We start from the raw sequence: 23,412 nt of genomic DNA on the forward strand, positions 1-23,412 counted from the left end.
GTGCCTTGGCGCTTTTTGGACGCCGGTCAGTTGACCCTGCGGAGCCTCCTTCTTGCCGGCGTCCAAAAACCAGCACAGCTGCTGACTCATGCGCAGTTTATTATGTTACCGTTCGACATGAAGTCGCGTCGTCTCCCGATCGGATCCCCAAGAACCGAAAGACGTTCGCGTGCAGCCTTGCGGGTGGTGCTGAAAGGCGCGATGATATCGGACCGGGCGCAATCGATACTACCGGGGTGAATGTTCAACGACTGTCCTGCTTCGTCCTGCGGTTAAGCAAATGCTGGGAGGAGTCGATGGCGCACGTTGGCAAGCACGCGATCGTGGTGGGCGCGGGAATGGGTGGTCTTTTGGCCGCTCGCGCTTTGGCCGATCATTTCGACGAAGTGACCATACTTGAGCGTGATGCGCTTCCGGATTCCCCTGATCCTCGCAAGGGCGTACCGCAAGGGCGGCATACGCACGGATTGCTTGCCCGCGGGCGCGAGGTGCTTGAGCAGTCGTTTCCCGGCTTCACTGAGGGGCTAATTGCCCAGGGAGCGGTACCTGCAGACATGGTCAACGATGGCCTTTGGTTCAACTACGGCGACTATCTTCACCACGCCCCCAGCAAGATGGTCGCGCTCGGGGTAAGCCGACCGACGTTGGAAAGATTCGTGCGACGGCGGCTCGTTCAACTACCGAATATCCGGCTGCGGGAGCGACGTGACGTTGTGGAGCCGGTGTTTGATCGCCAGTCAGGCCGTGTGACTGGTGTCCGCGTCCGATCGAAAGATGGTTCGGATGACAGGGAAACGATAGAAGCCGATCTCGTGATTGATACCAGCGGTCGCGGCTCATCAAGCCCCACATGGCTGAGTGCGTTTGGTTTCGAAAAACCGCCAGAGGAGCAGGTCACTGTGAATCTTGGCTATGTCACTCGCTTCTATCGTCTCAAACCCGAACATATGGAGAATTATTTGCACGGCAGGAAGTTCGTTCTTATGGGAGCGTGTTTGCCTGATTTTCGCTTCGGTGCCCTTTTGCCACAGGAAGGCGAGCGTTGGACCGTGACATTAGGCGGTTACATGGGCGATCAGGTGCCAGCGGGTGATGCCGGTTTCCTTGAGTTTGCACGTAGCTTGCAAAAGCCGGAATTATTTAACGTGATCCAGAATGCAGAACCGCTCACCCCGCTTGCGCAATACAAGTTTGTTTCGAACTTGCGACGCCACTACGAGAAATTGGCTCGCTTTCCAGAAGGCTATCTGGTGTATGGCGACGCCTTGTGCAGCTTCGATCCAGCCTATGGTCAGGGAATGACGGTCGCCTGCCTGGAATCGCTGGCCTTGCGTGAGTGCTTGGCAAAAGGGACACAAGGACTTGCGCATCGATTCTTCCAGATGGCCGGTCGGTTTATTGAAGCTCCTTGGCAAATTGTCGTGGGCAGTGATTTGCAGAACCCCCACGTTGAGGGCAAGCGGACGGCGCAGGTGCGCTTCGTCAACTGGTACATAGCGAAGTTTTATCAAGCGGCGCATCGCGACGCGACACTGGCGACCAAGTTCTTGGAGGTGGCCAACCTTGCGCAACAGCCAACCGCATTGTTAAGCCCAGCGAATGCACTGAAAGTGTGGAATGGAAGCCGGGACATACAGCAACGCGACGTCGGTCGGGGCCACCAAGCCGCTTAGCCCCGATTGGCCTCAATTAGACACCTTATCCAGTCGTGCGCCAGCAGGTGAGATCGCGATGGGGCGTGCCATTTGGGCGCCGAATTTCTTCTAGCTCCTTAGATCACGCCCAACAGCCGCAGCGCCACGCCCGCCGCGCACGATCCCGCCAGCACCGTCAGCATGCCGAGCTTGAAGCGGAAGATCGCGGTCGCGGCCGCGATCGAGAGCACGAGCGCGGGGATGTCGACGCTTGCCAGCACCGGCATGTCGAAGGACAGCGGAAACGCGTGCACCGGGACGGTCTCGCGGAACAACGTATGCAGCGCGAACCAGATCGAGAGGTTGAGGATCACGCCGACGACGGCCGCGGTGATCGCGCTGAGCGCGCCGGCGAGGCCCTTGTTGCCGCGCAGGAGCTCGACATAGGGAGCCCCTAAGAAGATCCAGAGGAAGCAGGGCGTGAAGGTCACCCAGGTCGCGAGCAGCCCCCCGAGCGTGCCGGCGAGCATCGGCGACACCCCGCCCGGATCACGAAATGCGGCCATGAAGCCCACGAATTGCAGCACCATGATCAGGGGACCTGGCGTCGTCTCGGCCATGCCGAGACCATCAAGCATCTCGCGCGCGCTGAGCCAGTGGTAATGCTCCACTGCCTGCTGGGCGACATAGGCGAGCACCGCATAGGCGCCGCCGAAGGTGACCAGCGCCATCTTGGAGAAGAACAGCGCGATCTGGCTGAACACATTGGCCTCTCCGAAGGCTGCGAGCAGAGCGATCACCGGGACGAGCCAGAGCGCCAGCCACACCGCGCCGACGCGGATCGCGCGCGCCGTGTCAGGGCGGACATGATCGGGCACCGCTTCGCCGAGCATACTGTCGATCACGGCGGCATTGCTGCCATGGCCGTGCGCTGCGGGCGCGAATTCCGGGCGGCCGCTTTTGGCGCCGACGTAGCCGATCACGCCGGCGGCGATGATGATGAACGGGAAGGGGACGGCGAAGAAAAAGATCGCGACGAAGGCACCGGCCGCAAGCGCGATCATGACACGGTTCTTCAGCGCGCGCTTGCCGACGCGCACCACGGCCTCGACGACGATGGCGAGCACGGCGGCCTTCAGGCCGAAGAACAGCGCCTCGACGAAGCTGACATTGCCGAATGCGGCATAGACGTAGCTCAGGCCCATGATGGCGATGATGCCGGGCAGGATGAAGAGCCCGCCGGCCATCAACCCACCGGCCGTCCGGTGCATCAGCCAGCCGATGTAGGTCGCAAGCTGCTGCGCCTCCGGTCCCGGCAGCAGCATGCAATAGTTCAACGCATGCAGGAAACGTCCCTCGGAGATCCAGTTCTTCTCCTCGACCAGGATGCGGTGCATGACAGCGATCTGACCCGCGGGCCCACCGAAGCTCAGGCAGGCGACGCGGAGCCAGACGCGAAAGGCTTCGTTGAAGCTGATGCCGTGACCGGCATCAGCTTCTGCTTGGACATTACGCGTATCCATCATGCCTTCACTTTGTTGGTCGGCCAGTTGTGGGTCTCGTTGGTGGCGTCGCGGCACCAGCGGTAGAAGGCATCGTAGAGCAGCATGCCGGCCTCGAGCTGCTCGAGGTCGTCGTCATACATCCGCGACAGGCCGAGCGAGGCTGCGAGCAGGCCCGGCGCCTCCGGAGCAAGATCGGGCCGCGCGGTGTCGGCCCCACGCACCAGGGTCGCGAGCCGCTGCAAGGGCGGAGTCGACAGGCCGAACTCCTCGACCATGACGTCGAAGGTGCAGAGCTGTCCGCGGTGGCTCCAGAACACATTCTCGATGTCGAAGGGCGCGGCATTGAAGCGCTCGCCGACACCGACGACCTCGGATGGCGCCACGTACAGGAACACCGCATTGGGATCGACGAAGCGGCGGATCAGCCAGGGGCAGGCGATACGATCGACCTTCGGCCGCGCCCGCGTCACCCAGACGGTGCGGCCTCTGGCATCCCGCTTCGGCAGCTTGGTGGTGTCGACGAGCGGCAGCTTAGCCGCTTTCCAGCCCTCGAAACCGCCTTCGAGCGTTTCGGCCTGCACGCCGAGCTGCCGCAGCCAGGCCGCCGTGCCCTGCGCGAGCTTCTCGCCGCGCAGGCAGGAGACGATGACCGAGCGGCCGGCGAATTCGCCGCCCCATTCCGGAACCTTGTCGTGGCTGAGCTTGATGGAGCCGGGGATCAGCCGCCGGTCGGCGGCAAAATCCTCCTCCGTACGAACGTCGATCAAAGCAGGGGAATTGGCCGTGCCGATCAGCCGTGCCAGCTTGTCAGAAGATATCGTCGTGAATGTAGACATGATGCGTCCTCGTAAAGAGTGAACGGGACGCGATACTTGGGCATGTCGCCTCGTGGGGAGATCGCTCAAATCCCCATGAGCCGCATTACACCGAAACCGCGAATGACTGTCAATCGCGGGTTTGGCGGGTAATGAGCCTTACAATGAGCCTTAGAAAGTTCTGCTGCCGGGGCCTATATTCCCGGCAACGGATTCTTTCCCGGAGATATGTCCGATGCACTCACATTCCATCGAGCAATGGACGCATGAGCACGCGTTCCTCGGCGACAAGCATGACGAGAACGAGCGGCGCACCTGGTTCGTGGTGGCGCTGACGCTCATCATGATGGTCGGCGAGATCGTCGCCGGCTCGCTGTTCGGCTCGATGGCGTTGCTCGCCGACGGTTGGCACATGGGAACGCATGCGGCGGCGCTCGGGATCGCGGCGTTCGCCTATCGCTTCGCGCGCCAGCACCTCGGCAATGCGCATTTCACGTTCGGCACCGGCAAATTCGGCGATCTCGCCGCTTTTTCCAGCGCCATCATCCTGGGGCTGATCGCGGTCCAGATCGCCTATGAGAGCGTGCTGCGGCTGGTCTCGCCGGTGCCGATCGTCTATGGCGAGGCGATCGCGGTGGCCGTGCTCGGCCTCTGCGTCAATCTCGTCAGCGCCTTGCTGCTCCGCGACAGCCATGATCATCACCATCACGGCCACGATCATGGCCATGCACATGACGACGACCACGATCATGATCATCACCACCATCATCGCGACCATAATCTCCGCGCGGCCTACGTCCATGTGATGGCGGATGCGGCGACCTCGGTGCTGGCGATCGGCGCGCTCGTCGTCGCCATGTATTCTGGATGGGTCTGGGCCGATCCGGCCGTCGGCCTGATCGGCAGCGTGGTGATCGCGAGCTGGGCGTTCGGCCTGATCAAGGCCTCGGGTGCGGTGCTGCTCGACGTCCGGGCCGACGAGAAGCTGGAAAAGGTCATACGCGCCCGCATGGAGGTGGGCGAGGACCGCGTCACCGATCTGCATCTCTGGCAGGTCGGTCCCGGCCACCGCGCCGTGCTGGTCTCGCTCGTCTCCGACAAGCCCAAGCAGCCGGCCGTCTACAAGAAGCGGCTCGCGGGGCTGAAGGGGCTCAGCCATGTCACCGTCGAGGTGGAAACCTGCCCACATTGACGTGTTTGGGCCCGGGGGGAATTCCCTGGCGTCGCCGGGGTTTCGTCAGCGGTCACGGATGTGTCGCCGGCGCGCCGCTTCCGAAAAATAAGGAACCAGAATGATGCCCCGGATCAGTTTCGCGCTCGCCGCAATCGCGTTCGCCTTGCTTACCCAAACCGCCTCGGCCCAATCGGAAAAGCCGGGTGTCGAAAAACTCTACATCCTCAATTGCGGGGAGGGTGCCACCAGCGACGTGTCGCGCTGGACGCCGGGCATGAACGAGGGCAAGCCGATGGACTTCGTCGATAGCTGCTACCTGATCAAGCACAGCCGGGGCTGGTTCCTGTGGGATACCGGTGTCCCCGATGCGGTTGCATCGATGCCGAATGGCCTCGTTCCCTCCGACCCGAAGGCGACGGTCTGGCACCGGCCGAAGACGCTGGTCGCGCAACTCGAACAGCTTGGCCTCAAGCCGAGCGATATCAAATGGATGGCGGTGTCGCACACGCATCCCGACCACACCGGCAATGTCGAGATGTTTCCGCAGGCAGTCCTGCATGTTCAGAAGGCTGAATATGAGTGGCCCGGTCCCAACAATGAGCCGCGCTTCAAGCCGTCGCATCCCGTCGTGCTGCTCGACGGCGACAAGGACGTGTTCGGCGACGGCAGCCTGACCATTCTCGCAACGCCCGGCCACACGCCGGGACACCAGTCGCTGCTGGTGAAACTGCCGAAGACCGGCGCGGTGGTGCTGTCGGGCGATGCCGTGCACTTCAAAAGCAACTGGGACAACCGCGTGGTGCCCAGCATGAACGCCAGCAAGGACCAGACGGTCGCCTCGATGCAGAAGATCGCCGACGTGCTTGCCAAGGAGAAGGCGCAGCTCTGGATCAACCACGACAAGGCGCAGCGCGACAGCCTGAAGATGGCGCCGGAGTTTTACGACTGACGTCGCCCGGGCAGCGGAAGGGCTGCTGCCACGATGCTGTCAGCAGGGTGGTGCTAGGAGGATGCCCAACTGGCTTCGCGAAGGAGGCAGCCTTTGGGAGCAGGCTTGGGCGAATGGCCGGGCGTTGCGATCGCGCTTTTGTCCAGCAGCATCGGCGGCACCGCGGCGGCGATCACGCGCTATCTTGTCGGTGGTGCCGATCCGATCCTGCTGGCCATCCTGCGCTGGGGAATTGGGTTCGCCTGCCTGCTGCCGGTTGCGCTGTGGCTCGGCGCGCGGTGGCCGTCGCGGCGTGACCTGCCGGCGGTGCTACTGCTCGGCCTCAGCTTCTTCGGCCTGTTCTTCATCCTCTACAATATCGCGATCTCCTACACGACAGCGGCGCGGGCCAGCCTCGCGCTCGCGACGCTGCCGCTTCACACCATGGTGGTCGGCGCGCTGCTTGGCGTCGAGCGTCTGACGGTGCGCAAGGCGGTTGGCGTCGGCGTTGCCGTGCTCGGCGTCCTGGCCGCGCTCGCGACGGGCCTGGCGCAAAGCCCGCCCGGAGCCTGGCGCGGCGAACTGATCATGACTGCGGCAGTCTTCTGCATGGCCTTCTACAACGTGTGGTCCCGCCCGCTGATGCAGCGCTCGAGCACGCTCGGCTTCCTGACCGTCGGGATGGGGGCAGGGGCCATCGCGCTTGTACTGGTCGGCCTGGCGCGCGGCAGCTTTGCGGCGCTCGACCACTTCACGACTGCGCAATGGATCGCCGGCGTCTATCTCGGCATCGGCGGTGGAGCACTCGCTTTCATCCTCTGGGTGAGGGCGCTCGCGCTCGCCACGCCGACCCGTGTCGCCAACACGATGACGGTCAACCCGATCGCCGCGGCCGCGCTCGCGGCGCTCCTGATGGGCGAGCCGATCACACCCAATCTTCTGATTGGCCTCGTGGCGGTGTTCGCCGGCATCTGGATCGCGACCAGTGAGGCGAAGCCTGCCTGATCAGCTCTTGATCAGCTCTTGGGCAGCGTCACGGGTGGCGGTCCGCCCTCTGGCGCCTTCTTCGGCTTCAGGCTGCCCGCGTAGAACGACAGCAGGAACACCAGCACCACGGCGGCGAGATAGACGCCATAGGCCTGCGGCGGCGTGGTCGCCCATCGCGTGAGACGCTTGAATGTGCCTGATAGCTCGCTGTCGTTGGTCATGCCTTGCTTTTTGCGCGAAAGCAGCCGCGAAGGGAAGGGGCCTCAAGAAGGCCCGCGACGCTCCGGATGGATCAGGAACAGCGCCGCTAGCGCTGCGAGGCTCAGCGCCGACGACACGATCAGAACCTTGCTGCCCATGACGTCGATCAACAGGCCGAAGGCGAGGGGAGCGACGGCCTGCGCCATCCGTGCCGGCGCACCGATGATGCCGAGGCGGTAGCCGTAGTTCTTCGGTCCGTAGATCGACAGCGGCAGCGTTCCGCGTGCGATGGTGAGAACGCCGTTACCCGAGCCGTGGAGAATGGCAAAGGCGCTTGCACCGGCAGCGCCGAAGATGGCGATCACGGCGGCCCCGATCGGGTGGGTGATGCAGGCAAGCCGCGTCGACCACAGTGGATGAAAGCGGCTCAGAAAGCTCGCCTCGAGAACCCGCGCGCCGACCTGCGCCGGCCCGATCAGCGCGCCCGCTGCAATCGCCTCGACCGGCGTCGCGCCAGTGGCTTCGAGGATGCGCGGGAAATGCACCGCCATCGCACCGGTCACAGTCCAGGCCGCGGCAAAGACGAAGGCCAAAAGGATCATGGTGCGGTTGAGCGGGATATGCGGCTTGACGGCCGTCGTCGCCGCTTCCTTGGCGCCCTTGACCTTCGGCAGCATCAAGAGGTTGAGCGGCAGGCCGATCAGGATGTGGGCGGCTGCCCAGGCAAAGCAGGTGTCGCGCCATCCGATATGCGAAAGCCCGAGGGCCGTCAGCGGCCAGCCGACGGTCGAGGCAAATCCCGCCATCAGCGTGATGCCGGTGATCGAGCCGCGCGCCTCGGTGCCGTAGATGCGTCCGAGCGCGGCGAAGGCCGCATCGTAGAGCCCGAGCGCCATGCCGATGCCGAGCACGAGCCAGGCGATCGCCATCACCGGGACGGAGGTGGAGAAGCCGAGCAGCACGAGGCCGCCGGCAATCGTCAGGTTCGAGGCCGACAGGACCTGTCGTCCGCCGACGAGATCGATCTGCCGCCCGATGCGCGGGCCGAGCATGGCCGAAATCACCAGCGAGGCTGAGAAGGCGCCAAAGATCCAGTTGGAGGAGACGCCGAGATCGCGTCCGATCGGATCGGCGAGGATGGCCGGCAGGTAATAGCTCGAAGCCCAGGCCAGCGTCTGTGTGGTGCCGAGCGCCAGAATGATCGGAAGTTGTCGCTGGCTCATGCGCGAAATCATTGCCTGACTTTTGCATCCCTGGCGCGGGTGACGTCAACATCGGCCACGGCATATTCGATCTGCGGCATGCGGGACGCCGTGCGAGGCGAGGTCCGCCTTTCGTCCGTCACGAAGGTGCGGCTATAATGGCCCATGGAATTGATCCCCCGCCTTGCGCTGATCAACTGGCTGACCAGCCAGGGGCTCACCGGACTGCCCGAGATCGAGATGCTGCGCGGCTTCTGCGAGCGCTGCCGCGCGGAAGGGATCGCGCTGTCGCGGGGGCTCGTCGTCATCGACACGCTGCACCCGATCTATGAGGGGCGCGCCTTCCGCTGGAGCGATGGGCCGACCAACGAGAGCGACGTCTTCGAGTATGGATCGACGGCTGAGGGCGATCCAGCCAAGAACTGGCGCCGCTCGGTATTCTATCATCTGCTCGAGCACGGCGAGGACGAGATGCAGCTCGATCTCGCGGACGCCGCATCGCTCGACTTCTCGCAGATCGGCGAACTCGCGGAAAAAGGCCATCGGCATATCCTCGCCTTCGTGCATCGCTTCGGCGAGACCGGTGCGCTCGGCCAGATGGACTGCCTCTATTCCTACTGGACGACGCGGCGGCCCGAGGGCTTTGCCGAGAGCGAGCTCGCGGCGCTGCGCGATCTCGTGCCGGTGCTGGGGCTCACGGTCAAGTCCGCCCAGCAGGTCGATATCGTGCGCACGCTCGGGCGTGTCTACCTCGGCCGCGATGCCTCCGAGCAGGTGCTGCGCGGGCGCATCTCACGCGGCGTCACCGAGCGCATCAGCGCCGTGCTCTGGTATTCGGACCTGCGCGGCTCGACCGGGATCAGCGAGAGTATCGGACCGGACGAGATCATCCCGTTCCTCAACGACTATGCGCAGGCTGTGATCGACGCGATCCACGACGCCGGCGGCGACGTCCTGAAGCTGATCGGCGACGGCGTGCTCGCGATGTTCACCGGCGAGGACATGGCGGCGGCGCGTCGCGCGGCTCTGCGGGCCGAGCATCTTTTCCGCAAGAACATCGTGGCGCTGAATGCGAGGCGCGCCGCCGACGGCCGACCGATCACGTCGGCCTATATCGGCTTGCATGTCGGCGAGGTCTTCTACGGCAATATCGGCAGCGAGGACCGGCTCGATTTCACGGTGGTCGGGCCCACGGTCAACGAGGTCAGCCGCATTGCCTCGATGAGCCGCTCGGTCGATCGCGAGCTGCTCGCATCGGCGGAGTTTTACGCGGGGCTCGATGCGGCGGGCCGCCGCTATCTCGTCTCGACCGGCCGCTACGCACTGCGTGGCATCGGCCGCGCGCAGGATCTCTACACGCTCGATCCGGACATCGACACGAACGAGCCGGTGACGGGAAGCTACGAGCGGTATCTGGCGGGTTAGGGGCCGTCCGGCGGGATTGAGGCTTTGGGTGTTTTCGTCCGGTCCCTGGCGGGCCATTGTTCGGAAAGCGGCGGCATTGAAGTCTCCTTGCCGGTCATGCGCTCAATGGCGATCGCATAGACGGTAATGAGATCGAGCCGCGGAAAGAATCCCTTGGGTCGCGTTGTTTCCGGCTTGCCGTATTTGACCATCAAGGCCTCGCAGAACCGCTGCTTGACGGCCCTGTCGTCCACGATCCTGACACGGCCGAACAGGCATATGCTTCGATAGGCGAGACCGGAATCGCATTCAAACCGGCCATAATCGAAGACACCATCGTGCTCGTCGATCTCGAAGCAGACGCGCCGGTCCCGCTCGATGTTCGCGCGCAGATGTCCTCTGGCACCTGTCGTGTGGAGATACACCTCTCCGTCGATCCAGAGATAGAGGAGCGGGATGCAATAGGGGAAACCGTCCTCGCTAACCGTCGCGAGACGGCCACTATAGCCTTGTGCCAGCATCTCCAGCATCCGCTCGTGCGACATGGCCCGGTCTGCGCGACGGATCTGCGGTGAGCTCATGGTTGGGGACGCTCCGTACCGTTGTTCGCTGAGCGGCAATTTCGTCGTTATCCGAAAATTGGATAAGATTTCAGTGGTCTTATAGAAAGGTCCACTTCGTTTCGTTGAGGCATACCACTTGTCCTGACGCGCAGCTCAGTTGTTGGGGAGAACACGTGAAGAGTCGGCAAAGCTGGGCAGAGCTTTATGCGTTCGAGGTGGATCGCGCGGCAGATGCGCCCGTGTTCCGCCAGATTTATCTGCGGCTGCGCTCGGCGATCTTGTCGGGAGCGCTCCGTCCCGCGACCAAGCTGCCCTCGACACGCGAACTCGCAACGCAGCTCGGAGTTTCGCGCTCCGCAGTCGTCTCGGCTTTCGAGCAGCTTCTTGCCGAGGGCTATGCCGTCGGCAGGAGAGGTGCTGGGACCTACGTGGCCTTCGATCTTCCCGAGCCGTTCGCGGCCTTTCAGGACCGAAAGGTGCGGCCTGCATCGGCTGTCACCACCTTCGCTGAACTCGGCGATTTCGTCGACGTGACGGCGCGAGACGATGAACGTCCCTTCAACCTGGGGAGGACCCTGCTGGACGCGCGTAGCGCCGAATTGTGGCGCAAGCTTACCGCGCGCACGCTGCGGTCTTTTGGACGGCATCACCTCGGCTATGGCGATCCCCGCGGCTTGCCAGAGCTGCGCAAATCGCTTTGCGACTATCTTCGGGCCGCACGCGGCGTGCGCTGCGAGCCCGACCAGATCGTGCTCACTGCTGGCACGCAACAGGCCGTCGACATCGTGGCCCGCATCATGCCGGGGCCGGACAAGGAGGCCTGGACTGAAGATCCCGGCTACACCTTGACCCGTCTTGCGCTCATCGCAGCAGGCGCGAAGGTTTTCCCCATCCCGGTGGACCAGCACGGCATTAACGTCGCCGAAGGCATCCGTCGCGCGCCCAAAGCGCGCGCTGTGTTCATAACTGCCTCGCATCAGTTTCCAAAGGGCGTGCCCCTGTCGATGGCGCGCCGCCTCGAACTGCTTGGCTGGGCCCGAGAGTCGGGCGCCTGGATCATCGAGGACGACTACGCCAGCGAATTCAGATATGGCGGCCGGCCACTCGCTTCGCTCCAGGGCCTCGATGAAGCCGGGCGCGTGATTTACGTCGGAACTCTCAACAAGGCGCTCTTCCCGGGACTTCGGCTCGGCTACGCGGTCGTGCCGGATTCACTCGTGCGGAACTTCGTCGCCGCGCGCTATCTGATGGACCGCCAGCCGCCCAGCCTGTGCCAGGCGGTCGTCGCCGCCTTCATGGAGGAGGGGCATTTTGCGGCTCACATCCGCAGAATGCGGGAGGTGTACCGCCTTCAACGAGATACACTCGTCGCGGCCCTCAGGCGCCGGCTGAGCGATCACCTGAGCGTCGAACCGCCGGACCAGGGGATGCACCTGGTCGCCTACACGCGATCGGGACTCTCGGACGTAACTATCGAACGGCGGTCGCGCGAGCACGGCGTCGTCGTTCGCGCGATGAGCCCTCTGTATCTTGAGGCACCGGCGCAATCGGCGCTGATGCTGGGCTTCAGCGGTTTTCCGCGCCAGATCATTGCGCCGGCGATTGCGCGTTTGGCCCGGGCCTTCGATCGCTAAAGCGCGATGAGATTGGGATGAAACGTCATCGCGCTTTAGGTTGTCGTTTGAGCATGATCTTTTCGGAAAACCGCTCCGCACTTTTCCGGATCATGCTCGAGGCGAGTGACCGTCGTCCGCCCGGGCCCGATCAGCAAGCGCGCGCCGCCGCCTCGTCGCCGACCATCTCCGGCTGCCGGTCCAGCGCGACTGCCGGCGAGAGCCAGATCACCAGCGCCTGCACGGCGAAGATCGCGGCTGCGAGATAGAGGCATGCCTCCGCGCTATAAAACCCGCCGACGATCGCGCCCAGCGCCGAGCCGAGCGGGCGTGCGCCGTAGCTCATGATGTTGATGGCGGAGACGCGGCCGAGCAGGCGCGGCGGCGTCACCGATTGGCGCAGCGTGGTGGTCGAGATCACCCAGAGGATCGGGCCGACGCCGAGCAGGAAGAAGCTCAAGCATGCGAGCCATGCCGCAGGCACCAGCACCGTCAGCGCCATCACGAGGGCAGCAACGAACCCGGTCACCGGTCCAAGTCCGACCACCATGCCGAAGGCGAGGCGCCGCATCACCCGCGTCGCGACCAATGCGCCGATCACCATGCCGACGCCATACATCGCAAGCACCACGCCGACGCCGGTCGCCGAGAGGCTGAGATGGCGCACCGCATAGGGCACGAACACCGCAAGCTGAAGGAACCAGCCTGTGTTGAAGATGAACTGGGTGACGAACACCGGCCGCAACAGCGGGTGATGGAAGACGAAGGCAGCGCCCTCGCGGATCTCCTGCAGCGGGTGCCGTCGCGGCGCGGCTGCGCGCGCGGGCTCGTAGAGGCCGGCGAGCAGCACCACCGCGATCGCCGAAAGCGCGGCCGCAAAGCCGAAGGCCGGGCTGGCGCCAAGCCAGCCGACCAGTGCGCCGCCGAGTGCGGGACCGCTCGCAAACGCGATCGTGCGCGCAAGCTCAATTCGCGCATTCGCGGCAGGCAGCAGCTCCGGTCCAACCAGCGAAGGCACCAGCGCCGGCGCTGCCACGCTGTAGACGACCGTGCCGCAGACCGCCGCAAAGCCCAGCGCTGCGAGCAGTGGCAGGTTGAGCGCGCCAAGCGCAATCAGGATCACGATGACCGCAAGCGCCGCAGCCCGCAGCGCCTCGGCGCCGGCCATCAGCGCGCGCCGGGAGATGCGGTCGGCGAGCAGGCCGGCCGGAATCGCAAACAGCACGAAGGGCAGGGTGAGGGCGGTCTGGAGCAGGCCGGTCTGGCCTTCAGCGACGCCCAGCGTCAGCACCGCGACGATGGGGGCGGCGGCCAGCGCGATCTGTTCCGCCGATTGCGCCGCAAGATTGGACCAGGCGAGGCGGTTGAACGTGTCCGGAAGGCAAGGGGTCGTTGACATCGGTCATTCCCTGGAAATCGATCTGAAGGCCAGTATCCGCCCCGAAGGACCACCAAACCCACCCGCTTCCCGACAATCCCGGTCGTGCGCCTCATCACGGGAACCAATGCGGCTAGATGCAGTTGCAAATGAGTTGCAATAAGCACCTAGTTCGGTATTCTTTCTGTCCATGGATGCCCGATCACCCGATCTGACCCCCGACGCAGCTGGCTGGCGCACAGACGTGCCCACCACGAAGAGCTTGGCCGAGGTGAACGGCACGGTCGCGATCCCCGCCGCCGCAGCGTGGTGGCGCCGGCTGCTTGCCTTTGTCGGCCCCGGCTATCTCGTCTCGGTCGGTTACATGGATCCCGGCAACTGGGCGACCGACCTCGCCGGCGGTTCGAAGTTTGGCTACACGCTGCTCTCGGTCATCCTGCTTTCGAATCTGATGGCGATCCTGCTCCAGTCGCTGGCCGCAAGGCTCGGCATCGTCACCGACCGCGATCTTGCGCAGGCCTGCCGCGCGACCTACTCGCCGGCGGTGAACGGGATGCTGTGGCTCGCCTGCGAGGCGGCAATCATCGCCTGCGATCTCGCCGAGGTCATCGGCACGGCGATCGCCCTCAAGCTGCTGTTCGGCATCCCCTTGATCGGCGGCGCGCTGATCGCCGCGCTCGACGCTTTTCTCCTGCTGCTTCTGATGAACCGCGGCTTTCGTTTCCTTGAAGCCTTCGTGATGTCGCTGCTCGTCGTGATCGCTGTCTGCTTTGCGATCCAGATTGCCGCGGCGGCGCCGCCGGTCGCGGAGGTGATCCGTGGATTTGCGCCGCGGACGGAGATCTTCACCAATCCCGAGATGCTCTACATTGCGATCGGCATCATCGGTGCCACCGTGATGCCGCATAATCTCTATCTGCACTCCTCGATCGTGCAGACCCGCGCCTATGAGCGGACCGACGAAGGTCGGCGCGAGGCGATAACATGGGCGACGACCGACTCCACGGTGGCGCTGATGCTGGCGCTCTTCATCAACGCCGCGATCCTGGTGGTCGCGGCCGCGACCTTCCACAAGAGCGGCCATTCCGACGTCGCCGAGATTAGCCAGGCCTTCGAGTTGCTGTCGCCGCTGCTTGGACTTGGCATCGCCTCGACCTTGTTCGCAGTGGCGTTGCTCGCCTCCGGCCTCAACTCCACGGTGACCGCGACGCTGGCCGGCCAGATCGTGATGGAAGGCTTTCTCGACCTGCGCCTGCCGAGCTGGGCGCGCCGGTTGCTCACGCGCGGCATCGCGATCGTTCCCGTGATCGTCGTCACCGCGCTCTACGGCGAGCAGGGTACCGGGCAACTCCTGGTGTTCAGCCAGGTCGTGTTGTCGATGCAGCTTCCGTTCGCGGTCATTCCGCTGGTGCGCTTCGTCTCCGACCGACGCAAGATGGGCAAGTTCGCGATTTCCCGCAGAGTTGCCGCGATTGCCTGGATCGTCGCCGGCGTTATCGTGATCCTCAACCTGAAGTTGTTGTTCGATGCGCTGTTGGGGTGAGGGCGGGGCATTCTTCCCCGAGATCAGCCGGTGCGGAACCCCGGCGACCGTCGAGCCCGCGCGCAAGCGCGCGCAAAAGGCAGGAAAACCACGCGTTCGCCATTGGATGGAATAATCGAGCCTTGTTCGCGGCCTGACTCCCGGACCCCCGGGCTTTTACGGATTCGTCCTTTTCAATTTTGGCTAGGCGCGTATAATGAATTCAATTTTTGATAGGGCATATAATGGCGTTGGTTTTTTCAAGCTGGTTTTCATCCGCCGCGGAATGATGCGCTGAGATGAGCGCGTCAATCGCGCTTTCATCAGACATGTTCGTCGGCAACGCGCGACTTCGATCGGCGCAGGACCTTTGGCTAGATTCGCCTTTGGTCTAGATCCATTGGTTTGATTCAGGCGGCTCCTATTCGGGATCAAGGTTGGCCTCGCGGCCTCGAAGGGCAGGACACAAGTTTATTCGTTTGCATGAGGTGCCGGCATTTCGGAATTGGCACCTGCCTAGCATGGATATGCCGCGCGAAGGGCATATCGACGTCTTGATTGTTACCGGCGGAAAGACCTTCGCCATGTTGGCCAGGCCTTCCCGCCACTCGTTTTGCGCGCAGGTTCACGTCCTTCAGAGACGATGATCATGCGGATGAGCGTCGGTTATTCGTTGAAGCCATTGATGAGTGCGTAGTGCCGTGACCAGGTGTCCTGCTTGCTCAGCCCGAGTCGAACTAGAGCACCGATTCTGCTCGCAATGCGGCGCCGGTCTAAACCGTGCCGCCGACAAGTCTTCCGGGCCCTCAACCTCAGGCGTAACGGAGCGCGAGGCGCGATCCGCTTCGCAACATCCCACCTCGCGGGCGCAGCTGCTGACCGAGAACAAACAGGTCAGCGTGCTGTTCGTCGACGTCTGCGACTCGACCTCATTGTTGCAGCACGCAGACCCCGAGGAATCCCGGAACTATCTCGGCAGGACGCTGAACCTGCTTGCCGATGCAGTCGAAACCTTTGGAGGCACCGTCAGCCAATTGCTGGGAGACGGCCTCGTTGCATTGTTCGGCGCGCCTCTGGCGCAGGAAGATCACGCCTTGCGGGCCTGCATGGCCGCTCTGAAGATGCAGAGGGCAACCATTCCCGGCCACGAAGCGCAAGGCGTCGCCAGCCCGACGCTGCGCATCGGCATCAACTCCGGCGAGGTCCTGGTCGGTATCGTCGGACAGTACCAGTGGTCGCATTACGGTGCGGACGGCCAGACGATCCACATCGCGTCGCGGCTTGAGAAGCTGGCGCGGCCGGGCGGCATCTTGATCAGCGCGGCGACGCAGCGCCTGGTCGCACAGCAGATCGACACACGGCAGGTCGGAATAAAGCCCGTGCGTGGATTGGTTGCCCCGATCGAACTTCATGAAGTCGTGGTCGAGACCGAAAGCTCGGCGGCCGCGCCGTTGACGCGAAAGCAGCGCTGGGCGCCGCTGGTCGGACGCCAGGAGTTGCTGACTGTGCTGGCGAGCGAGCTCGAGATCGCCAGGACGGGCGCCATGCGGACGATTGGGCTGCGCGGCGATGCCGGCGTCGGAAAGTCCCGCCTGATCGGCGATTGGACAGGCGCTCTCGCAGGCCACGGTGTGAACCTGTGCATCGCGCAGGCGAGAGGTTATGCGAGCACGAGAGCGTACAGCACCGCGGCCGATCTGATCGCAAGTCTGTTGGAGCTGCCTCGCACGATCGCGAGCGACGTCAAGCAGACCGCTGTGCAGGTCTTGCTCGCGAAATGGCCGGCAGAAGGCGCCGACCATCTCCCGGCTTTGAGCGATCTGCTCGGGCTCGCCGTGCCGAACGAAGCATGGCTGGCGCTCAATCCGGCGCAAAGGCGGCGCCGTATCGGCGAGGCGCTGCTGTGGCTCGTTCGCCAGCGGGTCCAGGCAGGTCCGTTCGTGCTGGTGCTCGAGGATGTGTTCCTGGCCGATCGCGACAGCCGGCGGCTGTTCGAGGCCTTGTTGCCCCGGCTCCAGGGTCTGCCGGTCATGATCTGTGTCAGCTACCGTCCGGATTTCGAGCATCAATGGGGACAGACGACGTGGTTCGCCGAGCACCTGGTCGAGCCCCTCCGGAACGGGGAGATGCTCGCCCTCGCGCGGGCCTTGCTCGGCGATGATCCCTCCCTGCTGGGAGTGACCAGCGAGCTGGTTCGCCGCGCCGACGGCAATCCCTTCTTCATGGAGCAACTCGTCATCACGCTGATCGATGACGGATCACTCGAGGGGACGCCGGGCGCCTACCGTTTACAGCGGCCCCTTGGGGAGTTGCGAGTCCCGGGGTCGATCGCCGCCGTAATCGGGGCGCGGGTCGACAGGCTGCCTGATGCCGCAAAGTCGGCATTGGAGGCGGCGAGCGTTCTCGGCGATCCCATCACGCGAGAGCTGATCGCCGCGATGCAGGACGAAGACCTCGCGCGCACCGAGGAATTGCTTGGTCTTTGCGTCTCGTCCGGCTTGCTGACGAGCCCCGATCCCACGGGGCGTTCCCTGGAGCAGCACGCTTTCGTGTTCCGTCATGCACTGGTCAGAGACGTCGTGCTGGGGACGCTGACCCGCGCCCGCCTCAAGGCGCTGCATCGGCTCGCTTTCCTGGCCTTGCAGTCGCAACCCGGTGCCGAGGACGCCGATGCGGCGCCGGCCCTGGCCCATCACGCCTTCAAGGGCGAGGAATGGGAGCATGCGGCAAGATATGCAGTGAAGTCGATGGCGCGTGCCATCTCGCGCTCGGCCAATCAGGAAGCTCTGCAACTCTTCGAGATGGGCATTGAAGCGGCTCGCCGCGCCGACCGCGCGCCGACCGCGCAGGCCTTGGAACTCGCGCTCCGGCTGGAAGCCATCGGCGCCATGATGGCCCTCGGACACATCGACGAGATCTTCAACAACATGGAACGCGCGGAAGCAATTGCCGCGCAGCTGAATGACCAGCCTGCACGCGCATCGGTTTCGACGCAGACGGCGGTGTTTCTGTGGATGCGCGGACGCTTCGAGCAAGGCCTGCGGCATGCAACACAGGGCCTGGAAGCCGCCCGCCTTGCGCAGCGTCGTCGTATGGTGATGGCGGCGCATCAGGCGCGCCTGATGCATTTCCATGCTCTCGGTCGGTATGCGGAGGCGGGCGCCGAGGGCGGTGTCCTGCTGGCCGAGTACGGGCCCGAGTTGGCTGGGCACTATGTCCAACCCGGATGGGCTGTCATCCCCATCATCAACCTGTACGCATTCCATGCCAGCACGCTGTGGCGCCTCGGCGATTACGAAGCGGCCCACGAGGTCTGCACCCTGGCCTACGAGATTCTGTCCAAGGCCGATCATCCATATTCGCGTCTGCTGGTCGACACGGTCCAGGCGCAGATCTGGGTCGAGAAGGAGGAACTCGACGATGCAGAGGCCTTGATGCGCAAGTCCGTGCAGCAATGCATCACGCACAACGTGCCGACCACGCTGGCGTGTTGCTGGGGGGTGCTCGGCAACGCACTTGCGCGCAAAGGCAAGGCCTCCGAAGCAGTCGCGGTGCTTGAAAAAGGCTTCGCAGACCGGATTTACGACGCGGCCGGTCCTTACGGCAGGACGTTCATGCGCGTCGGCCTCAGTGTTGCTTATCGCGCTCTCGGAAACCTGAACGATGCGATCAGCACCGGACGCAAGGCAGTCGACCAGGCCGGCGAAGAGTACGGGCACCGGACGGAAGCTCTTTACGAGCTGGCCGTGACACTGCGGCGCGCGGGCGACGAGGCCGCGGCCAGGGCATGCTTCGCACAGACCTCCGACGCGGCGCGTCGTCTCGGCATGGCCTTCTACCAGAAGCGGGCCGCTGCAGCGCTTGCAACGCGACACCAGGATTGGCACCCAGCATGAAAAACACGACCCCCGAGCCCGATGCCTTGCCGCCGGGAGTTCGCAGCATCTCCTACGGGATCTTTTGTTGGGCCAATCGCCATCCGGGCGCCTTGCGCGCGATCGGAAAAGTGCTTCGGCGCTGGCCGTTCGTCGGCGGCTGGTTGGGCATGGCGGCGCGGGCGAGCGCCGTCAAAGCGGTGCTGAAGAGGCCGAACAGCTTCTCGAACACGGCGCATGCTGCCAACCTCTCGGCCGGCGACTATCTGATCGGCATGGATCCCGGTCCGACCTATGTCGCCGACAGGCGTTTGCTGGATGATCGGCTGGCTCAACTGAAACCGACGTTGCCGGCCGCAGCCGACGTGGCAGTCCAACAATACGTTCAAACCCTCCAGGCGCTCGGGACGAACAAATCGTTCGATCTCATTGACGACTACCTGATGTGGATCGTGTTTCTTGCCATGTATCCCTTGTTCGGCGCGGCGACGGACAAGGTGGCTGCGGGCGCCAACGGCAACGTCAGCGACCAGGGACTGCAACGGCAATATCTCCTGGAGATCCGCTATGTGGCGGGGCAGCTCCTGGCCGGAAGTTCGGCGACGCTGAGGGTGCAGCGCAGGGCCGAGCTCAACGCAGACGCGCTGAAGTCGCGCATCGCGGGCGTGAAAACCGACATTCAAAATGCGTGGGGCTTGCCGGGTTCTGCCGACATTGAGCGAAACGCAGTCGGACTTGCTTGGATTTCGCATCCGGTGACGGTGCAGTCGGGGGCCCTTGCCGTGCAAGAGCTTCTGGGTCGCCCCAAGGTTCACAAGGCTCTGCGAGAGGAGGCGCGGCGGCTCCAGCAAATCGGCCCGCCCGAAGTTTGGCAGAATAGGGCCTTCCGCGACTTGGTGCGAAACCATGTGCTCGAGCTCATGCGCTTCCGGCCGATCTTTCCGCTGCTCGCGCGCAATGTGCCGCGCGACACGGAATTCGAAACGGGCGCGCGGCACAATGCAACGTGCTCCGCCGGCGGAAAAATGACGATCTGGTCGATTGCGAGCTTGTTCGATTCCAATGTTGTGAAGGACAGCAACAAGTTCTGTCCCGCGCGCAACTGGGGCAAGGACGAGGATCTGCGGTGGTTGATGTTCGGCTACGGCACTCGCCAGTGTCCCGCCATGGTTTACGCGGTCGAGATCCTGACCAGTGCGCTGATTGGCCTGTTGATCCTGCCCGAGCTGCAACTGGCGCAGCGTGAGGGCAAGGCCATCACCTACGACGGACCGCTGATGTCGCGCATGCGCGTGAGTTTCATTTAGCAGGCGGGAGGGGGACGGGCATGCTCGAGATGGTCCGCCAGCAGATGATCTGCATCGTTGTGCCAGGCTGGGACGGCACGACTGATCTTTCGGAAAACAGCCCTGTTTGCACTGCGCTGAGCGCGCTGTTCGCGAACGTAGAGGTGGTCCAGTTCGCCTCGATCGCGCTACTGCCGGCGAGGGCGGATGCGGACGATCCGAGGCCCTTGCTGATGCTCGAGCTTGCCATCGAAGAGGGTATCGATCCCGACGATATGCTCTACCGGCTCGTCTGTCATCCAAGCGAAGCGATGTGGTCGCTCTACAGCAGGTTCTGGCCCGGCGGTGGTCCAGCGCGGCAGAGCGATCGCAACAGTCAATTGCACGAAAAGCTGATGAAGTGCCTCAGCATCGCCGATGGCGGCTTCATCGGCGCCCGCGACCGAACGGCCCGACAGATCGAGAAGGAGCAGGAGCTGCTTGAATGGACGCGGGACGAAGCGCGGGCCATGAAGGCAACGGAGCAGTACGGCGATGACCGTGCATCGTTCGCGCTCGCGCTCGCACAACGGGCATTCAAGAACCCGCAATTCGATTGGGCGATCGCGCCTGCTCCGCGATCCTGGTGGCGCGGGAAGGGCGCAAGTATCTCCGCAAAGCTCGGCTATGTGCTGACGATCTTCGTGCTGTGGCTGGCCGCGGTCTGGCTGGTGGGCGCGGTGCCGCGTGGCCTGGTTGGCGTCTACACCTGGCTGTTCGGCGCACCATATTCCGGCGTGCAGACCGTGGCGGACGCCGTTTGCGAGGCGAGCAGCTGGGTGATCTGGGTCAGCATCCGTGGTGTACTGGCGCTGGTCGGGGTCGGGTATCTGGCATGGCTGGTCCTGATCGCACTGCCGGCGGTGTCCAAGTCGTGGCGGCGCTGGCTGGAGAGTGTGGGTCGCGAACTCGACCGGCCCACGGAGACGTGGTCGTCATGGTCCACCTATTGGGTCGGCTGGATCGTCGGCGTGCCGATCGTCCTGGCCGTCGTCGCATTCGCGCTGGTCTTCACCTTCTATCCCGCGGCGATCGTGGACGCGTACGATGCATTGACTGCGAGATTCCTCGGATGGCAGATTGTCCTCTTCTTCGTCCTCGCGATCATCGCGTTGTTCTGCGTCGTCGGCGTGCTTTCCCGGATCGATCAGCAGCTTGCGGCGGTCGGCAACTGGTTCTTTCATCCCTACGAAGACGATGTGCCTCGCGCACAACAGGTCCATACGTCGATTGACCAGTGCGAAGGTCTGGTGGTGCGCGAAACCGCGCACATGGTCAGCCTGACGGATATCCGTAGTCGGAATGGCTGGAGTGCCTGGTGGATCCGGGCGTCGCTGCGCATCGTGACACTGTTTGGACGGGTGTTCTTCACCGAAGGCCGTCTGGGTAGTGCCCCGGGCATTCATTTCGGCCACTGGCACATCATCGAGGAGGGGCGCCGCTATCTGTTCTGCTCGAATTATGATGGCAGTTTTGGCGGCTATCTCGACGATTTCATCAATGGCGCGTCGATCGGAACGACCTTGGCGTGGCGGTGGACCACGCTGAAGCGCCGCGGATCGGCGGCGATCGGCCAGCCCGCCGTCGACGAGCCGCGCAGCTTCCCGCCGACGCGATTTATCCTGTTCCGAGGCGTGAAGTGCGAGCTGAGGTTCAAGTCATATGCGCGCGACAGCATGCTTCCGCATATGTTTCGCTTCGACGCGCGCAAGGAAACGATCGACGAGATCAACCTCGCCACCGGGCTTCGCGACGCTCTGTTCGGGGAGCGCAACGACAGCAATGACGACCTGATTATGAGGGCCATCGAATCATGAAAGCGCAGGCGCCGCATCTTTCGAAGCAGTTCGATGACATCCAGGGAATGCTGAGGAGCGGCTACAGTTGGCTGAAGAGCAGCCGCTTCTGGTTGCTGACGATCAAAGACGGTCAAGAGAACGCGGCGCGCGCGTGGCTCGTAAAACTCGTTGCGAGTGGAGTGGTCGCCAGCGCACATGACGTCGGGAAATCGAGAACGCATCCGATTGAGAGGGCTGCGGCGATCGCGTTCAGCTTTTCAGGGCTCACCAAGCTCGGATGCATGGAAACCAAAGAGCATCCATTCCCGACACCATTCCGCAGGGGCATGGGTAGCGACGAGCGTGCGCTACTTCTGAGGGACAATCCCCGGGAATGGCGTTGGTCCGATGTTGACGGTGCCGCCTGCGGCCCCGTGCACGTTCTGATTGCCGAGTGGACGCCGAAAGGTGCCGGGCCCCTCATTCCAGATGTGGACGAGGAGGTGTTCTGCGTCATCAGGGTCGAGAACGACCCTTGCTCATTTCGGAAAGTAGAAGGCGACACGGAAGAGAAATTGCACGAGGCATTTGGGTTCCGCGACGGTCTCGCGCAACCCGTGATCCGGGGACTGAGGCAAGATGACGGCGTCGGACTGAGCACGGCGAAGGCGGAAGCCGGCTCGCTGTATGACGATCGCGTCGTCTCACCTGGAGAGTTTATCCTCGGCTATCGCAACGAATATGACGAACTCACCTACTGCCCAAACGTGGAGGGGTGGACTCAATCGGGCCGCGCCAGGCATCCCGGTGGTCGCTTTGCCTTGAACGGAAGCTACCTGGCCGTGCGCCAGATCGAGCAAGACGTGGAGGCGTTCGATGCCTTTCGGTTGGCGAACGGTCAGGGCATCTGCGAAAAGCTGATGGGCCGCCAGGAGAATGGCTTGCCGCTCGGGTGGAAATACAACCCGAATAACCCAGTGTCGGATTCGAAAGCCGACGCATTCCGCTTTCGTGTCGAGGACGCCAACGGCTTCACGTGTCCGAAGGGAGCTCACATTCGCCGGGTGAATCCGAGAGATACGCTGGGCGTCGATGTGCAATCGAGCATCAAGTCGACCAAGCTGCACAGACTGCTTCGCCGTGGCCGGCCGTATCGCGAGGACAGCGACGGCAAAACGCGCAAGGGCATCTTCTTCATCGCCTGCAACGCGGATCTCGAGCGGCAGTTCGAGTTCATCCAGCAGCGCTGGGTGCGGAACCCGAGTTTCGTGAACCTCCACGCGGATGATCCGTTTGTCGGGTCGTCTGACCCCAAGACCTTCCCCAAGTCTTTCTCCATGCCGGGCTTGGCGAGCGGTGAAGAGATTTCCCTGGCGACTTTCACGACAACGTTGGGAGGAGGTTACTTCTTCCTTCCCGGAATCGCAGCGCTCGGGTTCATCGTCGGGAATGAGAGCATTTCAAAGCCCGCGGCATCGGAGGTGGCTGAAGCCGCCATGTCCTGAAAA

At 63.6% G+C, this 23,412-nt stretch carries 19 protein-coding genes; 12 read left to right on the forward strand and 7 right to left on the reverse strand.

Going from position 1 to position 23,412, the window contains the following annotated elements; genetic code table 11:
• Together SO139_RS29625 and SO139_RS29630 are read left to right on the forward strand one after the other, a co-directional pair.
• Positions 1–240, forward strand: a 240-nt coding sequence (locus SO139_RS29625; RefSeq protein ID WP_498541066.1) for a hypothetical protein, incomplete at its 5' end; no start/stop codon positions are given.
• 56 nt (positions 241–296) lie between these two features.
• Complete coding sequence (locus tag SO139_RS29630; RefSeq protein WP_449380706.1) at positions 297–1,673, forward strand: FAD-dependent oxidoreductase; 1,377 nt, start codon at positions 297–299, stop codon at positions 1,671–1,673.
• Positions 1,674–1,771: 98 nt separating this feature from the next.
• Here SO139_RS29630 and chrA read toward each other — a convergent pair whose 3' ends face one another.
• Positions 1,772–3,157 (reverse strand): chromate efflux transporter, encoded by a 1,386-nt coding sequence (gene chrA / locus SO139_RS29635; protein WP_449380712.1) that lies wholly within the window; start codon positions 3,155–3,157, stop codon positions 1,772–1,774.
• On the reverse strand, positions 3,157–3,975 hold the full coding sequence (locus tag SO139_RS29640; protein WP_449380705.1) for a chromate resistance protein ChrB domain-containing protein: 819 nt from the start codon (positions 3,973–3,975) through the stop codon (positions 3,157–3,159). Before SO139_RS29640 ends, chrA begins: the two co-directional genes overlap by 1 nt.
• A 214-nt stretch (positions 3,976–4,189) precedes the next feature.
• On the opposite strand from SO139_RS29640, the gene dmeF reads away from it, so the two are divergent.
• The 3 genes from dmeF to SO139_RS29655 all read left to right on the forward strand — a co-directional run bounded on the left by dmeF (position 4,190) and on the right by SO139_RS29655 (position 7,061).
• Positions 4,190–5,146 carry a CDF family Co(II)/Ni(II) efflux transporter DmeF gene (dmeF, locus tag SO139_RS29645; RefSeq protein WP_449380704.1) on the forward strand — a complete coding sequence of 319 codons (957 nt, stop codon included), beginning with the start codon at positions 4,190–4,192 and terminating at the stop codon, positions 5,144–5,146.
• A 100-nt stretch (positions 5,147–5,246) separates the two neighbouring features.
• Positions 5,247–6,077: an N-acyl homoserine lactonase family protein gene (locus SO139_RS29650; protein ID WP_449380703.1), complete on the forward strand. Its 831-nt coding sequence runs from the start codon at positions 5,247–5,249 to the stop codon at positions 6,075–6,077.
• A 105-nt stretch (positions 6,078–6,182) separates the two neighbouring features.
• The gene (locus SO139_RS29655) at positions 6,183–7,061 is read left to right on the forward strand and encodes a DMT family transporter (RefSeq protein WP_449380711.1); all 879 of its coding nucleotides are present in this window, start codon (positions 6,183–6,185) and stop codon (positions 7,059–7,061) included.
• An 11-nt stretch (positions 7,062–7,072) separates the two neighbouring features.
• Here the strand turns inward: SO139_RS29655 and SO139_RS29660 are convergent, their stop codons facing one another.
• Genes SO139_RS29660 through SO139_RS29670 form a run of 3 tightly spaced genes read right to left on the reverse strand, consistent with a single transcriptional unit; the run spans position 7,073 to position 8,613 of the window.
• Positions 7,073–7,264 carry a hypothetical protein gene (locus SO139_RS29660; RefSeq protein WP_449380702.1) on the reverse strand — a complete coding sequence of 64 codons (192 nt, stop codon included), beginning with the start codon at positions 7,262–7,264 and terminating at the stop codon, positions 7,073–7,075.
• A 42-nt stretch (positions 7,265–7,306) separates the two neighbouring features.
• Entirely contained in the window at positions 7,307–8,467 is a 1,161-nt protein-coding gene (locus SO139_RS29665) for an MFS transporter (RefSeq protein WP_474800161.1), read from the reverse strand.
• Positions 8,468–8,475: 8 nt separating this feature from the next.
• Entirely contained in the window at positions 8,476–8,613 is a 138-nt protein-coding gene (locus tag SO139_RS29670) for a hypothetical protein (protein WP_449380700.1), read from the reverse strand.
• On the opposite strand from SO139_RS29670, the gene SO139_RS29675 reads away from it, so the two are divergent.
• Positions 8,612–9,871, forward strand: a complete 1,260-nt coding sequence (locus SO139_RS29675; RefSeq protein ID WP_449380699.1) for an adenylate/guanylate cyclase domain-containing protein — start codon at positions 8,612–8,614, stop codon at positions 9,869–9,871. The two genes, SO139_RS29670 and SO139_RS29675, sit on opposite strands and share 2 nt — an antisense overlap.
• Here the strand turns inward: SO139_RS29675 and SO139_RS29680 are convergent.
• On the reverse strand, positions 9,868–10,431 hold the full coding sequence (locus SO139_RS29680; RefSeq protein ID WP_449380698.1) for a pyridoxamine 5'-phosphate oxidase family protein: 564 nt from the start codon (positions 10,429–10,431) through the stop codon (positions 9,868–9,870). The two genes, SO139_RS29675 and SO139_RS29680, sit on opposite strands and share 4 nt — an antisense overlap.
• Positions 10,432–10,586: 155 nt before the next feature.
• Between SO139_RS29680 and pdxR the strand changes: the two genes are divergently transcribed.
• The gene (pdxR, locus tag SO139_RS29685) at positions 10,587–12,047 is read left to right on the forward strand and encodes a MocR-like pyridoxine biosynthesis transcription factor PdxR (RefSeq protein ID WP_498541067.1); all 1,461 of its coding nucleotides are present in this window, start codon (positions 10,587–10,589) and stop codon (positions 12,045–12,047) included.
• A gap of 130 nt (positions 12,048–12,177) precedes the next feature.
• Here pdxR and SO139_RS29690 read toward each other — a convergent pair whose 3' ends face one another.
• Positions 12,178–13,425 carry an MFS transporter gene (locus tag SO139_RS29690; protein ID WP_449380696.1) on the reverse strand — a complete coding sequence of 416 codons (1,248 nt, stop codon included), beginning with the start codon at positions 13,423–13,425 and terminating at the stop codon, positions 12,178–12,180.
• 169 nt (positions 13,426–13,594) lie between these two features.
• Here SO139_RS29690 and SO139_RS29695 point away from each other — a divergent pair, with 169 nt between their 5' ends.
• The 5 genes from SO139_RS29695 to SO139_RS29715 all read left to right on the forward strand — a co-directional run bounded on the left by SO139_RS29695 (position 13,595) and on the right by SO139_RS29715 (position 23,409).
• Positions 13,595–14,947 carry an Nramp family divalent metal transporter gene (locus SO139_RS29695; RefSeq protein ID WP_449380695.1) on the forward strand — a complete coding sequence of 451 codons (1,353 nt, stop codon included), beginning with the start codon at positions 13,595–13,597 and terminating at the stop codon, positions 14,945–14,947.
• A gap of 854 nt (positions 14,948–15,801) precedes the next feature.
• Positions 15,802–18,822: an ATP-binding protein gene (locus tag SO139_RS29700; protein WP_498541073.1), complete on the forward strand. Its 3,021-nt coding sequence runs from the start codon at positions 15,802–15,804 to the stop codon at positions 18,820–18,822.
• Complete coding sequence (locus tag SO139_RS29705; RefSeq protein ID WP_449380693.1) at positions 18,819–20,108, forward strand: cytochrome P450; 1,290 nt, start codon at positions 18,819–18,821, stop codon at positions 20,106–20,108. Before SO139_RS29700 ends, SO139_RS29705 begins: the two co-directional genes overlap by 4 nt.
• A gap of 20 nt (positions 20,109–20,128) precedes the next feature.
• Positions 20,129–21,943, forward strand: a complete 1,815-nt coding sequence (locus SO139_RS29710) for a hypothetical protein (RefSeq protein WP_474800156.1) — start codon at positions 20,129–20,131, stop codon at positions 21,941–21,943.
• The gene (locus SO139_RS29715; protein WP_498541068.1) at positions 21,940–23,409 is read left to right on the forward strand and encodes a Dyp-type peroxidase; all 1,470 of its coding nucleotides are present in this window, start codon (positions 21,940–21,942) and stop codon (positions 23,407–23,409) included. The genes SO139_RS29710 and SO139_RS29715 overlap by 4 nt, the downstream gene beginning before the upstream one ends.
• Positions 23,410–23,412 lie beyond the last annotated feature (3 nt).

It is taken from the genome of Bradyrhizobium sp. UFLA05-89 (assembly GCF_059803475.1).

Excerpts from the sequence above, each read along its gene's own strand:
- SO139_RS29630 (WP_449380706.1), top strand. The coding sequence starts at position 297 with ATGGCGCACGTTGGCAAGCACGCGATCGTGGTGGGCGCGGGAATGGGT.
- chrA (WP_449380712.1), bottom strand. The coding sequence starts at position 3,157 with ATGGATACGCGTAATGTCCAAGCAGAAGCTGATGCCGGTCACGGCATC.
- SO139_RS29640 (WP_449380705.1), bottom strand. The coding sequence starts at position 3,975 with ATGTCTACATTCACGACGATATCTTCTGACAAGCTGGCACGGCTGATC.
- dmeF (WP_449380704.1), top strand. The coding sequence starts at position 4,190 with ATGCACTCACATTCCATCGAGCAATGGACGCATGAGCACGCGTTCCTC.
- SO139_RS29650 (WP_449380703.1), top strand. The coding sequence starts at position 5,247 with ATGATGCCCCGGATCAGTTTCGCGCTCGCCGCAATCGCGTTCGCCTTG.
- SO139_RS29660 (WP_449380702.1), bottom strand. The coding sequence starts at position 7,264 with ATGACCAACGACAGCGAGCTATCAGGCACATTCAAGCGTCTCACGCGA.
- SO139_RS29665 (WP_474800161.1), bottom strand. The coding sequence starts at position 8,467 with ATGAGCCAGCGACAACTTCCGATCATTCTGGCGCTCGGCACCACACAG.
- SO139_RS29675 (WP_449380699.1), top strand. The coding sequence starts at position 8,612 with ATGGAATTGATCCCCCGCCTTGCGCTGATCAACTGGCTGACCAGCCAG.
- SO139_RS29670 (WP_449380700.1), bottom strand. The coding sequence starts at position 8,613 with ATGGGCCATTATAGCCGCACCTTCGTGACGGACGAAAGGCGGACCTCG.
- SO139_RS29680 (WP_449380698.1), bottom strand. The coding sequence starts at position 10,431 with ATGAGCTCACCGCAGATCCGTCGCGCAGACCGGGCCATGTCGCACGAG.
- SO139_RS29690 (WP_449380696.1), bottom strand. The coding sequence starts at position 13,425 with ATGTCAACGACCCCTTGCCTTCCGGACACGTTCAACCGCCTCGCCTGG.
- SO139_RS29695 (WP_449380695.1), top strand. The coding sequence starts at position 13,595 with ATGGATGCCCGATCACCCGATCTGACCCCCGACGCAGCTGGCTGGCGC.
- SO139_RS29705 (WP_449380693.1), top strand. The coding sequence starts at position 18,819 with ATGAAAAACACGACCCCCGAGCCCGATGCCTTGCCGCCGGGAGTTCGC.
- SO139_RS29710 (WP_474800156.1), top strand. The coding sequence starts at position 20,129 with ATGCTCGAGATGGTCCGCCAGCAGATGATCTGCATCGTTGTGCCAGGC.
- SO139_RS29715 (WP_498541068.1), top strand. The coding sequence starts at position 21,940 with ATGAAAGCGCAGGCGCCGCATCTTTCGAAGCAGTTCGATGACATCCAG.